Origin of the sequence: Peribacillus sp. TH27, from assembly GCF_016650915.1 — a bacterium.
Lineage (GTDB): Bacteria > Bacillota > Bacilli > Bacillales > DSM-1321 > Peribacillus > Peribacillus butanolivorans.
Genome location: NZ_JAEKEV010000002.1, coordinates 4,407,221 through 4,421,041, shown reverse-complemented (window position 1 = coordinate 4,421,041; position 13,821 = coordinate 4,407,221). Strand labels below are relative to the sequence as shown.

General features: G+C 37.8%; 16 protein-coding genes, 1 pseudogene and 2 riboswitches. Of the genes and pseudogenes, 11 read left to right on the top strand and 6 right to left on the bottom strand.

The features are described from left to right. The first annotated feature begins 298 nt into the window (after positions 1-298). The 5 genes and pseudogenes from JFU24_RS22625 to JFU24_RS22605 all read left to right on the top strand — a co-directional run bounded on the left by JFU24_RS22625 (position 299) and on the right by JFU24_RS22605 (position 3,718). On the top strand, positions 299-598 hold the full coding sequence (locus JFU24_RS22625; RefSeq protein ID WP_201250531.1) for a hypothetical protein: 300 nt from the start codon (positions 299-301) through the stop codon (positions 596-598). Between the two features lie 56 nt (positions 599-654). After that, positions 655-1,794 (top strand): CAP domain-containing protein, encoded by a 1,140-nt coding sequence (locus JFU24_RS22620; protein ID WP_201250530.1) that lies wholly within the window; start codon positions 655-657, stop codon positions 1,792-1,794. Positions 1,795-2,014: 220 nt separating this feature from the next. Next, a complete protein-coding gene (locus JFU24_RS22615) occupies positions 2,015-2,611 on the top strand; it encodes a TetR/AcrR family transcriptional regulator (protein WP_201223325.1) in 597 nt (198 codons plus the stop codon). Positions 2,612-2,668: 57 nt separating this feature from the next. Further along, positions 2,669-2,839 carry an anti-repressor SinI family protein gene (locus tag JFU24_RS22610; protein ID WP_201186317.1) on the top strand — a complete coding sequence of 57 codons (171 nt, stop codon included), beginning with the start codon at positions 2,669-2,671 and terminating at the stop codon, positions 2,837-2,839. Positions 2,840-3,014: 175 nt separating this feature from the next. Then, a pseudogene (locus tag JFU24_RS22605) lies at positions 3,015-3,718 on the top strand (DUF421 domain-containing protein). A gap of 178 nt (positions 3,719-3,896) precedes the next feature. Here JFU24_RS22605 and JFU24_RS22600 read toward each other — a convergent pair. Further along, complete coding sequence (locus JFU24_RS22600) at positions 3,897-4,637, bottom strand: alpha/beta hydrolase (RefSeq protein WP_053347403.1); 741 nt, start codon at positions 4,635-4,637, stop codon at positions 3,897-3,899. A gap of 309 nt (positions 4,638-4,946) precedes the next feature. Here JFU24_RS22600 and JFU24_RS22595 point away from each other — a divergent pair, with 309 nt between their 5' ends. Genes JFU24_RS22595 through JFU24_RS22585 form a run of 3 tightly spaced genes read left to right on the top strand, consistent with a single transcriptional unit; the run spans position 4,947 to position 7,174 of the window. After that, positions 4,947-5,267 (top strand): PadR family transcriptional regulator, encoded by a 321-nt coding sequence (locus JFU24_RS22595; protein ID WP_053347404.1) that lies wholly within the window; start codon positions 4,947-4,949, stop codon positions 5,265-5,267. After that, a complete protein-coding gene (locus JFU24_RS22590; RefSeq protein ID WP_201250529.1) occupies positions 5,267-6,130 on the top strand; it encodes a permease prefix domain 1-containing protein in 864 nt (287 codons plus the stop codon). Before JFU24_RS22595 ends, JFU24_RS22590 begins: the two co-directional genes overlap by 1 nt. A 12-nt stretch (positions 6,131-6,142) precedes the next feature. After that, on the top strand, positions 6,143-7,174 hold the full coding sequence (locus JFU24_RS22585; protein WP_201223322.1) for a hypothetical protein: 1,032 nt from the start codon (positions 6,143-6,145) through the stop codon (positions 7,172-7,174). A gap of 471 nt (positions 7,175-7,645) precedes the next feature. Here JFU24_RS22585 and JFU24_RS22580 read toward each other — a convergent pair whose 3' ends face one another. Together JFU24_RS22580 and JFU24_RS22575 are read right to left on the bottom strand one after the other, a co-directional pair. Further along, entirely contained in the window at positions 7,646-7,801 is a 156-nt protein-coding gene (locus JFU24_RS22580; RefSeq protein ID WP_201186322.1) for a hypothetical protein, read from the bottom strand. Positions 7,802-7,823: 22 nt separating this feature from the next. Further along, entirely contained in the window at positions 7,824-8,366 is a 543-nt protein-coding gene (locus JFU24_RS22575) for a VUT family protein (RefSeq protein WP_053347407.1), read from the bottom strand. Positions 8,367-8,417: 51 nt separating this feature from the next. Beyond that, positions 8,418-8,460, bottom strand: a riboswitch (PreQ1 riboswitch). 261 nt (positions 8,461-8,721) lie between these two features. On the opposite strand from JFU24_RS22575, the gene JFU24_RS22570 reads away from it, so the two are divergent. Then, entirely contained in the window at positions 8,722-9,291 is a 570-nt protein-coding gene (locus JFU24_RS22570) for a TetR/AcrR family transcriptional regulator (protein WP_201186324.1), read from the top strand. 51 nt (positions 9,292-9,342) lie between these two features. Then, a complete protein-coding gene (locus tag JFU24_RS22565; RefSeq protein ID WP_201186326.1) occupies positions 9,343-9,690 on the top strand; it encodes a DUF4260 domain-containing protein in 348 nt (115 codons plus the stop codon). A gap of 81 nt (positions 9,691-9,771) precedes the next feature. Here the strand turns inward: JFU24_RS22565 and queE are convergent, their stop codons facing one another. From queE to queC, 3 genes are read right to left on the bottom strand one after another with little or no spacing between them, the layout of a single operon-like run. Continuing rightward, positions 9,772-10,500 carry a 7-carboxy-7-deazaguanine synthase QueE gene (gene queE / locus JFU24_RS22560; protein WP_201188000.1) on the bottom strand — a complete coding sequence of 243 codons (729 nt, stop codon included), beginning with the start codon at positions 10,498-10,500 and terminating at the stop codon, positions 9,772-9,774. Further along, positions 10,493-10,963 carry a 6-carboxytetrahydropterin synthase QueD gene (queD, locus tag JFU24_RS22555; RefSeq protein ID WP_053347411.1) on the bottom strand — a complete coding sequence of 157 codons (471 nt, stop codon included), beginning with the start codon at positions 10,961-10,963 and terminating at the stop codon, positions 10,493-10,495. The genes queE and queD overlap by 8 nt, the downstream gene beginning before the upstream one ends. Continuing rightward, entirely contained in the window at positions 10,963-11,625 is a 663-nt protein-coding gene (queC, locus tag JFU24_RS22550; protein WP_056521783.1) for a 7-cyano-7-deazaguanine synthase QueC, read from the bottom strand. Before queC ends, queD begins: the two co-directional genes overlap by 1 nt. Positions 11,626-11,683: 58 nt before the next feature. Beyond that, positions 11,684-11,726: riboswitch (PreQ1 riboswitch) on the bottom strand. A 197-nt stretch (positions 11,727-11,923) separates the two neighbouring features. Between queC and JFU24_RS22545 the strand changes: the two genes are divergently transcribed. After that, positions 11,924-13,603 carry a methyl-accepting chemotaxis protein gene (locus tag JFU24_RS22545; protein ID WP_201223319.1) on the top strand — a complete coding sequence of 560 codons (1,680 nt, stop codon included), beginning with the start codon at positions 11,924-11,926 and terminating at the stop codon, positions 13,601-13,603. Positions 13,604-13,821 lie beyond the last annotated feature (218 nt).

The window sequence follows — 13,821 nt, the reverse complement described above, 5'->3', positions numbered from 1 at the left end:
AAAACATCAAAAACGAAATCCACTATAGGGGGATTTCGTTTTTGGTTAGGGAAAAATGAGTGCCAAGTAAATGAGTCACTTCCTGATCAAATAAATAAAGCCACCCTAGATTGAATCAGCATATTCCATATTCCATATCGTATCAATCAAACTTTGCAACACACTGGATTGCCATTTTTCCATGGTCATGAGATTGCATAACATGCTTTTATTAGTTCTTTTTCTTTTGGTATAATAGCATGATCGTATAAAAACCAAATCAAAAATTAAAAGTCATAAATAAACTTATGGAGGAAATATGAGGGTCATTTTAGAGTTGATACGTATTTTATTCATATTAGGATTAGGCGGAGCGATTATTTCCACCGTACTAATCGCCATATATACAAGCATAGGCGTTAACATGAATCAGTATGGCTGGCTAGGTTCTATTGCGATACTTATCTTATTATTTGTTTGGTATAGAAACAAGTTGCAGTTCAGTGGATGGTACACTGGAAATGGGAGAGAAAAGCTGCCCAAAAAGGTCTCACTGTCACTGATCCTGTGTTCACTCTTATTGTTAGTTTCACCACCCCTTTTAAGCTTATCTATTTAACCAACAATAAACAGGAGAATAGTTCCTGAATTTCAAATAGAGCAGGAGTGAACGATTTGCGGAAACTGTTTAATATTGTTGTTCTCTTACTCCTACTCGGTGGATTTTGGTACGGTTATGGTAATGACATTCAGGAGTCTGGGTTTAAGGCCGGGGTTAGATCCTTTGCATCCGATGTTCGCTCCCTTATAAACGGACCAGAGGTTTCGACTGCCCTGGACAAGCTGAATACCGGAGTCAACTACCTGATAGGCGAGCTAACAGAAACGTTGGATAACGCTTCTAAAGAAGAACAACCTGAAACGGAACAAGTGAAAAAACCAACATTGGAAGCTCCCGCTGAGGCCTCCTTTTCAGTCCATAATATCGAAATTGGCGACACTAAGGCTGCTGTTGAAAAACTGGCTGGTGTAGCAAAGCGGCAAACCCGGAATGAATATGGCGTAGACTGGTTCGCTTATCACGAAAATTATCAAAATTTCTTCATGGTTGCCTACGATACTGACGATAAAGTTGTTGGATTATATACGAACCAAGATTTAATCTCCTCAAAACAAGGAATTAAACGCGGCACGCCTAAAGAAGCAGTGACTGAAAAATTAGGAGATCCTGTAACAAAACTCCTTAAAGGAAACGTCTATTACCAGATTCGAAGCGATGGCGAATACGATATGTTTGAAATGGATAAGAGCTATGTGACTATCTTCTATGACAAACATGAGAAAAATACAGTTACATCAATCCAAATTATCGACGCAGAATTGGAAAAACAAAAGAGTGCCTATTTTGCAGAAGCCAGTCCAGAGTTAAAGAACGGCTTTGAATATCAACTATTTGACCTGACTAATGCATCAAGGGTCAACCATCATCTCTCAGTCCTTTCTTGGGATAAACAAGTGAAAGTGACCGCTCAGGATCACAGTGCCGATATGGCAGTGAATCATTACTTCAACCATAATAACCTTGAAGGAGAATCCCCCTTTGACCGAATGGAAGATGACAAAATCACTTTTCGAATGGCTGGGGAAAACCTCGCAGCCGGTCAGAACAGCAGTATCTTTGCTCATGAAGGGTTAATGAACTCCATCGGACACAGGGAAAATAAATTACAAAAAGATTTTGAATCTCTCGGAGTCGGCGTCGCCTTTGAAGATAATGCAAAACCGTATTATACAGAAAATTATTTAACGAAGTAATATCAAAAAGCCGTTTCTGGAGAAATCCCGCACGGCTTTTTTTGATTCTATCCTCCTGATTTTAAAAGAATCTCAACACCGTCCTAGAGTTATCTTCTTTACTTTATAGTTGTTTTTTATTTTTATAATATTCAGTTTTTTCCTTGACTGGAACTTTAACACTATAAGATAATACTTAAGAGTAATATAATGACAAATTAAACTTTGGGGTAACGGATTTATGATGAAAAGAGGTAGAAAAAAGGGTGCCAACGGTGAACAGAGTCGAGCTTTACTACTCTTCATCGCGGCAGATGAGTTTGCTCGGAAGGGTTATTTTGAAACAAAAGTTAGTACAATCGTTCATAGAGCAAATTTAAGTCAGCCTACTTTTTATCTGTATTTTGAAAGTAAAGAGGCCATTTTTAAGGAGTTAGTTAAGAAATTCCGATATGAATTATTTAATCTTACTATACAGAGCCGGCTTGAAACTGGGCTTGATTTAAACGCTATTCCCCTCAAAATCACCCAAGGATTAGCCGCGATATTTCGTTTCTTTGCTGAAAATCAAAGTTTAACTCGAATTGGTTTTTTTCTCTCTCAAGAGGCTGAAGAAATAAAGAAGCAGTTAGCTGCACAAATAAAAGAAAACCTGATTTATGAACAACAAAATGGCTATTTCCATCCAGATGCTAACATGTTGATTATAGCTGAAAGCTTGGTCGGAATTATTGAACGTTTAACCATAACTCAAATTTTTGAAGAAAACATTCAGCCTGAAATATTAGCGAATGAAATTGTACACCTTTTGTTGGACGGATTGTTAGTTAAGACCTAATAATTCATTTTACTTTTCTAACTATTATTTAAAATATAGTTGATAGGGAGTATTATTATGAATTCTATAAAGCAATCGCAGCAGGAACCGCTCGAAAGAATGTGGATTGCACTTATCATTGAAGCGAAACAAAGCGGAATAACAAAAGAACAGGTCAGAAAATTTATTAGACAGCATCAAATGAATAATGCTTTCGAAACAGATTTACAGCCGCAAATGGAAGATTAGTTTGTAGGAATAATAATTTCAAAGCGAATAAAAGATGGACTCCATATGGAAGTCCATCTTTTATCTGAAAATCTAATTAATTTGTACTTCATCTATATTATTTTCTTGTGATAATCATTGGTCAAAAGCTCCATACTAAACCTTAAACCCCATTAAAAAAAGGATGTGAGTTTAGATGGACTTTTTTCACGGCCAAGAAGCACTTACTATAATTCAGTGGATCTTAAGGGCCATTGTGTCTTACTTCTTTTTACTATTTGCAGCTAAAATAATGGGGCAACGAGCTATTTCTCAGTTAAGATTACTTGATTTTTTAATAGCATTAATTATTGGAAACATCCTTGCCCATCCTTTATCTGATGAACAGTTAGGTTTAAAGGGACCATTGATAACGACAGCCGTATTAGTACTTTTATATATTTTTTGCGTTTTTTTGAGCCTAAAGTGGGGAAAACTTCGAAGTTTTTTTGAAAACTCTCCTTTTCCCCTTATAGAAAATGGGCAAATTGTTTATAAAAGCTTAGCCAAAGCAAGAATCTCTATCGATTTTTTATTATCTGAATTAAGAAAAGAAAAAATTGAAGATATTCAAAAAGTTGCGCTTGCATTATGGGAACCAGATGGTACAATTTCATTTTTTTAAACCCTCAATATGAAGCCGTAACCCCTGCCGATTTAGAACTAGTAACAAAAACCTTTTCTTTTCCTAGAACGATTATTAAAGAGGGAAAAATTGATTTTAGTGAATTAACCCGCATTGGTAAAGACGAAGAATGGCTTAAAAACCGAATAAAAACTGCATACAGTGAGGACGTATATGATATTTTATTAGCAACCATTGATAATAACGATACAGTGAAAATCTTTTTATACAAATAGATTTTGAAGCTAAACCATATAAAGTAAGTCCTCTTAGCTATGCCTCTATTTAATACGATTTACTTTTACTTAAGGAAGAGAGTAGTTTTATACCCTGAATGTTAAAGGCCATCAAATTGGTGGCCTTCTTAGGACAAGATTACCCCTGTTTATACATAGAGAAAACTTCCCTCTGCTTCTACCAAAGTAGTGTATTTAAGAACTTATACACATCCTCATAAACCTGCTCACGTTCTTTGCCTAATGTGATTATATGGCCAGAGTTTTCGTACCATATCAAGTGTTTATGCTGCGTATCGACTTCACTGAAAATCGCTGTAGCACTGTTCGTATAGTCGGGATCATCCAAGCGCCCTTGTAGAACAAGAGTTGGTGATGTGATTAAATCTAAATTTTCACCAGTCTCATTTATTATATTCACCACATCTTTCAGTTGAGTCATAGGCTCTTCTTCCAACAGCTTCACTTCGGCAGCAATTTGGTCTGCATCTTTGCCTTCAAACTTCTTATAAGCCTGTGCATAATTGAGCAAGCGGTTTTTTTGTCGATCGATACTTTTTCCTTGCGTCGGAGCACACATTGAAACCACCCCTATCACAGGAAGTTCAATTCCTACTTTTAATGAGAACACTCCTCCTAAAGAAATTCCTACAACAGCAATTTCCTCGTAGCCTTCATCTTTAAGGAATTGATAACCATCCACTACGTCTTTCCACCATTCCTTTGGACCTGTTTTAGCAAGTTCCTCGGCTGATACTCCGTGCCCTCTATAAAGAGGCCCGTGACAGGTATAGTCGCGATCATTCAGGTATTTTCCTAATTTTTTCATATCTCCTGTACTTCCGGTAAACCCGTGAAGTAAAAGAACAGCTCTATTTCCACCTCTGTATGTGAATGACTCAGGTGCTTTCACTTTCATCTATCTAGGACCTTCTTTCTGCTCTTGTTGATAAATAGAATCTAAATGATTTTCAAAAAAAAATCAATTAATACCCCTTGAGTGGGATTTCTTCTATCCTATTCCGTATTTTCATTAAAACAGTTAAATCAAGTATATAGTATCCTTACCACACTCTTTACAACTCATCCGTTCAGAAGCACATTTTACTATGATTGATTTTATTTAGCAATCGTCATTTAACCATTTTTTTTTAAAAAAGTAAAATATACCTTGTAATACGATGTACATCGTATTACACTAAAGCAAATGAAAAAAGAAGGTGATTTTTTGGATAAAGAATTGATGAAGGGAAGTATTGACCTCCTCCTGCTTTCACTTCTTTCACAAAAAGAGCTGTATGGCTATGAAATGACGAAGATTCTAAGGCAAATGAGCGAGGGGCAATACGAAATCAGTGAAGGCACCCTATATCCGGCTCTTAAGCGTTTAGAAAGAAAGGAATTTATAGAAGGGTATTGGAAAGAGTCCGAGTCCGGACGCAGGAAATATTATCGTATCACAGACAGCGGCCAAACCGAGCTTGAACGTAAACGCAGCAGCTTTACCTTCCTTGAAAATTTAGTTCGGAAAAGCGCAGAGGATTTCTGATGAAAACGACATTTGAAAGGTATGTAAAAAAAATAGTCAACCAAACCGATTGTACCAAGGAAGAAAAAGAAGATATGTTTGAAGAACTGCTTCTCCATCTGGAGTTGAGCCGGGATGATTTAATAAAGCAGGGGAAGACCCCAAAAGAAGCCGAGAAAATGGCATTAATCCTTTTTGGCGACGAATGGGAAATCGGCAGTCAAATTCAGCAGGCCATTTTTCCATACCGAAAAGAGCTTATGCTGACTTTATCCATCGTTTCAATTCTTTTTACGTTTTCGGTGTATGCGCTGCAACTATTCCAAGAAGGAGATGCTTACATCGGCTGGCTTCTTTTTTCGATACTGACTAGTGCAACTTTACTCTCACTTACACTTAACCTCCTAGTCTCTATCAACCGGAAAATCATGGTCAACACCGTGTTAGTGACCCATGCCCTTGTCTATATATATGGATGGGGAATTGCGTCCGCCCTTGACTTTACATTATTTCCTTTATTCAGCCTGATTATGGCAGCGATTCTCCTACTATCCCTTTACCTCATTTACAAAACAGCCTTGGTTCTTCCAGGATATAGTGGAAAGAATTTAAAAAAAGTAAAACTTCTGCACATTTCCAATATTACACTCGGCATCTTGATTTTGTCAGTTACCTTATTTTTCTTATATGCTTTTTTAATCTTCTCAAGTGAAGTCCAGCCGTTTATGCTATTATTTTTCATCCCGACTGTCTTATGGATTTCGTTATATATCCTACAGATTAAACTGTTAAAAAAGCATCCTACGGCATCAAATATATGTGCTGTTCTACAGGTATTACTTGTTCTAGCAATTATTTTTACGATGATGATACTCTACCGTTAAGGAGTCCTTCAAATGAAAAAGAAGCACATCTATCTCATTCTGATCACGCTTGCGATTGTGACTGTCTTGTTTGTCATCGCCGGCTTGATCTTTAAAAAAGAAGAAAATGAAAAGCAGCAGGGCTTAACCAATCAATACGACGTATCCACTCAGGGTACAATTGCATACGTCACACACTTTAAGGGAAAACCACAATTAAAACTCTATAATCCAACATTATCCGTTGAAGAAAAAGTCCTTGAATTGAGCAACGATGAACAAATCCTCGACCCGACTTATTCCTACGATGGAAATATGCTTGCCTTTATTGTAGCTAAAAAAAACCAAGAAGAAGATTCAACTAGTTCCATTCAGCTTCTTGATATGAAATCACAGAAAATCAGTGAATTATTCAAAGCAGACTTCCTGATCACAGAACTCGATTTCACAAAAAGCGGCCGCTCTCTCTTTTATATTGGAGCCGGTTCGTTTAAAAACTATTCGCCGATCACGGGTCCCCGCCCTCACGATCTCGATATTTATGAATTTGATATAGAAAAAAAGGAGTCCACCCAGCTGACCTCTTTTAAGAAATATGGTCTTAGTTCCCTAAATGTCACCACAGATGGAAAAGCCGCTTATTATCAAACCGATGATGATGCGGATGCTAAAACGGCTGATGAGATTTTCGAAACGCATCAACGGATTTTCAAAGTGAAATTTGACCAAACAGGTATCGAAACCGTCACAGACTCTAAACGTGATGTCGATATTTTTGATTTCACAATTGCCCCGGATGAAAAAACGATGATTTTCCAGTCCATCTCCAACGAGCAATCAGGTAGTACCTATATTTATGAGCTTTATAGCTATGACCTCAAAACCAAGACCGAAAAGCAGCTGACCCATCTTCAAGAATACACAGATCGCCCAGTCATCAGCAGCGATTCAAAAACGGTCTATTTTATGGTAGATAAGAAATTCGGCAAAAGCGACCCACAGTATCACCTATATAAAGTGGGGATTGATGGAGACAACCCGGAAGAAATTTTGTTACCTAATTAATAAAAAGGCTTCCGACACCAATTATTGACGGTGCCGGAAGCTTTTTTTATGGGGTTACTCGTGAATTTGGCTGATTTACTCGTGAATTTTCACGATTTACTCGTAAGTTTTCACGATTTACTTGTAAGTTTGGCTAATTTACTCGTGAGTTTTCACGATTTACTCGTGAGTTTCTGTTTTTCTCGTGAATTTTCACGATTTACTCGTGAGTTTGGCTGATTTACTCGTAAGTTTTCACGATTTACTTGTAAGTTTGGCTAATTTACTCGTGAGTTTCTGTTTTTCTCGTGAATTTTCACGATTTACTCGTAAGTTTCTGGTTTACTCGTGAATTTTCACGATTTACTCGTGAATTTGGCTGATTTACTCGTGAGTTTTCACGATTTACTCGCGAACCTATAATTCACACAAAAAAAAAGAACCAAATTTGGTCCTTCCTTCTCTACTTATACAGATCGTTTCCTATTTATATTAATGTTTACGTTTATCTTGATTGTCTATTCCCTTATGCTTCCGATAATTGGCGCAGGATAGCTTCATACAGTCTCCTTGGACATCCGGACCATATTTTTCACGAAAAGCTTCCAGGCAATAGCATCTATCTTCTTCCTTTTTGGGTCCATCCATTGAGTGCTTCCCTCCTACTATTTTAACCGGAGATAACGCGCTTCTCCAGTCTTACATTGATTCGGCCCAACAGCGCGGCACCGATTGACTGAATGACTGTTTTAACAATGATTTGGCCAAAAATCGCAGCGGGTACGGCTTCCCATGGCAGAACGTTGGCACCAAGTGGGCTAAGTCCAATCACAACAAATATCACCGAATCGAAAAATCCTCCGACAATCCCGCTGTAAAATACTCTCCAACTCATCGGAAGTTTTAACCGGGTATAAATTTCAGTATCAGCTGTTTCTGCCACCACGAACGATAGTGCGGAAGCAAACACAATTAAAAGGGTATCTCCTAATAAAAATGATACGCACGCTGATAATATTAGTGCCGTGACAATGCACACATACGTCTTCACTCTGCCAAATTTATTCTGAACTAGATCCCGAAAGATGAAGGTTCCCCCGATTAGTAATGTCCCCATCGGAATAATAAACACACCAAGCTGTAATGGTGCAAAAGCTGCTGTAACCACATTCGCGGTGACAATGGACACTAAATACAATATAATTCTTAACATTTCTTACATTCTCCTTATACAAAAAAAACAGCACCCTAAGAAAGAGTACTGTTCTTCTTAGTTTTTTTGAGAGGGTAGCTAGAACCTCTTCCGCATGAGCGGATTATCTTTTTCCTAATTTATCGTAGCTTGAAAACGAATGGAAATCAAGAAGTTTCCACATTACCTATTTCTAAAACGAATTCAGTAAATACTTTATTAATAATTAGACTTATGGCTGATGTTTCGAATTTTGTTACTACATATGTGGATTGGAGTAGCTCCTGTCAAATCATTTTATTCTAATATTTGACAATTGAAAAACACTGCTATATGATGTTATTAACCACTGGTCAATAAATATGGAGGTGATACTATGTCGCCAAGGAAATCAGAAGGAATAGAATTATCTAAGGAAATGGTATTGAATGAAGCCCGGAAACTTTTTGCATCCGTTGGGTATTCAAAAGTTTCAATGCGGCAATTAGCTAAAACATTAGATTGTAGTCATGGCGCCATTTATTATCATTTTAAAAATAAGGCCGAAATATTTTATAGTTTGGTAAAAACGGATTTTTCTCTATTGAATAATAAAATAGATGATATCATCCTAACTGAAAATAATGCTTCTCAAAAAATAGAGAAGATATTACTATGCTTTATAGAGTTTGGGTTAACCCAGCAAAATCATTATGCAATCATGTTTTTATCTAAAGAAAAAGAAATTCAACATTTACTTCAACTTGATTCTAATAAAACATATGAAAAACTAATCAGTTCTCTGACTGACCTTACAGAAAATAAACTAAACCCTGCATCAATATGGTCTATTTTCCTTTCGCTCCACGGCTTTATAACATTTTATATTAATACACAACTTTCATATCAAGATGTAAAAAGCTTAGCTAATTTTCACGTTAAAAATATTATGAAGAGTATTGTATAATTTTTTGCACATACATTGACCAATGGTTAATAAAGATTAGGAGGCTTAAATATGGTGAAAAAATTAATACATTCTGAAGGGCTTATAGTTCTTATAGCGATAATTTATATCTATTCAATAAATGAATTTAGCTGGTTGATTTTCCTTTTATTACTATTAACACCTGACATTTCTATGTTAGCCTATCTAATCAATAATCAAATTGGTGCCAAGGTTTATAACTTGTTTCATACTTATACAATATCAATACTCATCATTTTACTAGCTGTTTCTCTAAACCAGGATACAATTTTAATGGTAGGTTTAATTTGGACGGCTCATATTGGAATGGATCGTTTTTTAGGATATGGCCTTAAATACACAACGGCTTTCAAGGCTACACACATTCAGGAGGTATAATAGTGGTATTTAGTTTATTGTCCGCATAAAAAAAGCAGTGTGATTGATCTTGCGCATCACACTGCTTCTTACTCTCTTCCTTTACACTCCCCGCTTATTTCCCCATATATACGTATGCAGCTGCGGCAGCACTTTCACATTTCTAAGTTCATCATCAGCTATTACTTTATCAATTAGCTCTTCATATTTTTTCAAAAGTCCGCTAATCAGCTGCTGATCATTAGCCGTCCTGCTGTCATCATTGCCAACCTGCAAATAAAAAGGAATATCCGGGTACCGGAAATGTACGTTTTTCGCATACTGATAATCTTCATCATCAAAGATTACAACCTTCAACGAGACATGATTATCGGGATGTCGATTGGCAAGATTAGATATTATTCGATCAAGCACCTCAAAGTCCGTGTTCATCCTAGAACTCGGTGGCTTAGGTGAAATAGTCAGTTCATCAATATCGAGAAACCAATCCTGCCAACGGCTTCCCTGTGTTTCCACGCCGGTTTTCATTCCATTATCTTTTAAAATTGCTATCAATCCATCTAGATTTTTCAGCAGTGCTGGATTTCCACCTGATATTGTAACGAAGGAAAAGCCCTCACCGCCAATTCGCTTCAGCTCATCCCATATATCTTCGGCAGTCATTTGAACTGTATCTTCCTTACCAGTCCCGTCCCAAGTAAACGCGGAATCACACCAGGCACAAGAATAATCGCATCCTGCCGTCCGAACAAACATGGTCTTTTGTCCGATGACCATGCCCTCCCCTTGTATTGTCGGGCCGAAGATTTCCATAACAGGCAGCTTACTCACTTTCCATCCACTCCCGTCTAGCTTCAGCATAACTCGTCGGAGTTTCATATAGACGAACAAATTCGACTCTAGCACCCTCATAATTCTTGGTTAAAAGGGCTTCGGCCATTTTTTCATAAATCCAGACAACCATATTTTCAGCTGTTGTATTCATGAGCGGCAATGTTTCATTCAAATAACGATGATCAAGGTGTATTTCAATCTCATTTTTCCAAATTTCTTTGATGTCACCAAAATCTATCATTAAACCGCGTGAATCCGTATATCCGCTCAATCCGAAAATGACCCTATACGTGTGGCCATGCAAGTTCTTGCATTTGCCTTCATAGTCATGAAGATGGTGCGCGGCATCAAAGGTGAATTCCTTGCTTACCATGACCCGCTTACTTGAGTAGTTTAATTGATTCCGCTGAATATCTTTATCTATTTTTTGAAGCTTATCCACGATAGTAAAACCGTACATTATTTAAGCACCTGCCGTCTGCTTACATAGTCATCCAACCCTTTTTTCCGAAGCTTACATGCCGGACACTCGCCACAGCCGTCGGATATAATCCCGTTATAACAAGTCAGAGTCTTCTCACGGACGAAATCAAATGCGCCAAGCTGATCCGCAAGCTCCCATGTTTCCTCTTTATTCAGCCACATAAGTGGCGTATCAATCACAAATGACTGGTCCATCGACAAATTCAAGGTCACGTTCAACGATTTAATGAATACATCGCGACAGTCTGGATATCCGCTGAAATCCGTCTCGCAGACACCAGTGACAATATGCTTAGCCCCAATTTGGCTTGCCAATACACCGGCAAACGAAAGGAACAGCAAATTCCGCCCTGGTACAAACGTTGACGGTAGTTCCCCGTCTTCTCCGTCCTCTACTGCGATATCACTTCGCGTTAACGCATTCGGCGCTAGTTGGTTCAACAGCGACATATCCAGAATATGATGGGTAATGCCCAGTTCCTTAGCAATCTTTTGCGCGCATTCGATTTCCAAGCTGTGCCGCTGATTATAATCAAACGTAACCGCTTCTACTTTCTCAAATCGCTCCATTGCCCAGAACAAACACGTCGTACTATCCTGTCCCCCGCTAAACACAACCACTGCCTTTTCCTTCTTCATCATTTCTATAAAACTCCTTTTTACGGAAAAAAACAGCACCCTAAGAATAGAGTACTGTTTCTCCTTAGTTTTTTTGAGAGGGTAGCTAGAACCTCTTCCGCCTAGCGGAATATTATAATTTTCCAAATTAATAGTAACTTGAATATGAAAAGAAATCAAGAAGTTTATATCAAACTGATTATAAGACCGAATGGTAAAGTTTGTTATACAACATATCTTCCCTTACCTCCTTAAATATCCTATTATTTTTCCGATAAAAAAGGGTAAACAAAAAATATAGCAAAAGGGGTCCATTAACGTGAGAAGTATTAAAGGAAAGATATTGGTGGCATTTTCACTTATTATATCTTTGTGTATCATCTTAGGAGCATTTAATATCTATAGTAGCAATAAGTCACTTGTGCATTCCAAAGATATTATTGAACATGAATTACCGGTTCTTATTGATGAAGAACAACTACTCAATAATCTTGCACAAAGAAGCGCACTCGCGAGAGGCTATATTCTATTTGGCGACGAAAGTAATAAAGAGAGGTTCTTAAAATATACCGAAGAAAGCAAAGTCATTCAGGAGGATCTTTTATCCCTAAGTGATTCTGACAAAATGAAGGAATTGATTCAGAAAAGCGTGGATTGGAGAACGATTATTATTGACCGCGTATTTACACAATATGATCAAGGAAATGAAGAACGCGCTAAAGAAATACTAAAGGATGAAGTTGCACCAATAAGCAATGAATTGATGGATGGGTTTAGGGAGCTAGCTTCCGAACGCGAGAAATCAATTGTCGCTTCCGGAGAAATCGTCATCGCAAGTGGAGAATCAGTTAAAACGACTAGTATCATTATATCCATTGCCGCTGTCATCATAGGCCTTCTGCTTGCGCTTGTAACAGCCAATATTATTACAAAACCTCTCCTTAAAATAAGGGACAGAATGAAAGTAGTGGCGAAAGGTGAGCTGAACCATGAACCTTTAGAGCAAAAGTCAAATGATGAAATTGGAGAATTAACTCTGTCCTCCAACCAGATGCAGAAAAACCTTAGTGATACTATCGAAAAAATGCTAGTTGTATCTGAATCCGTTTCGAACCAAAGCGAAGACTTAACTCAATCAGCAAATGAGGTCCAACAAGGCAGCAGACAGATTGCGACTACCATGTTCGAGCTATCGGAAGGTTCAGAGTCTCAAGCCCACCGAGCAGCTGATATGGTCCATATGATGGAAGAGTTCACCAGAAAGATCCAGCAGGCCTATTCTTGCGGGGAAGAAGTTTCCCAAAGCTCCACCGAGATTCTATCCTTGACCAAGGAAGGAATCATATTAATGCGTAACTCGGTCCAACAAATGAAAATGATTGATGAGATTGTCAAAAATGCTGTCGAACAAGTGAAAGGACTTGACTCACAATCAAAGGAAATCTCACAGCTTGTACAGGTCATCAAGGATATTTCCAATCAAACCAATTTATTGGCCTTAAATGCGGCTATAGAAGCTGCACGAGCCGGCGAACATGGAAAGGGCTTCGCCGTCGTTGCAGAAGAAGTACGAAAACTCGCAGAAGAGGTCACACATTCAGTTGGGGATATCACAAATATTGTCACAGCTATCCAAACTGGTTCAAAAACCGTCGTCCACTCTTTAGAAGATGGATACACACAGGTAGATGCAGGTACGAGACAGATTACCCTCACCGGCCAAACATTTGAAACAATTAATAATTCAGTCGGGAACATGGGTACAAAAGTACAGCATATTACAAATGACTTAAACTATATCACTACCAATAGTATAAAAATCAATCAAGCTATCGAAGACATCGCAGCCGTGTCTGAAGAGTCTGCGGCAGGTATTGAACAAGTCTCCGCCTCCGCCCAGCAATCCAGCTCTTCGATGGATGAAATCACTAATCATGCCCGTGAGCTCGCCTCTGCTGCTGAGCAACTAACTGACCAGGTTAAAAAGTTCCAATTATGATACTAGCAATTTCCTGCGTGTTGCACGCGGGAAATTGCTTTTTTTCTTTTCTTTTCCCACCTTCTATTTCCCTAATGTCTCTTTTATAGATTGTGTTTCGTTTTCGTTAATTTGGGGAATATATTACTAGACACATTAATAAAAAACAAATGGATTCAGGCACGTATCAAAAAACATTTTGATTTATTTTCAGAATATTTAGTGTATAATATATATAA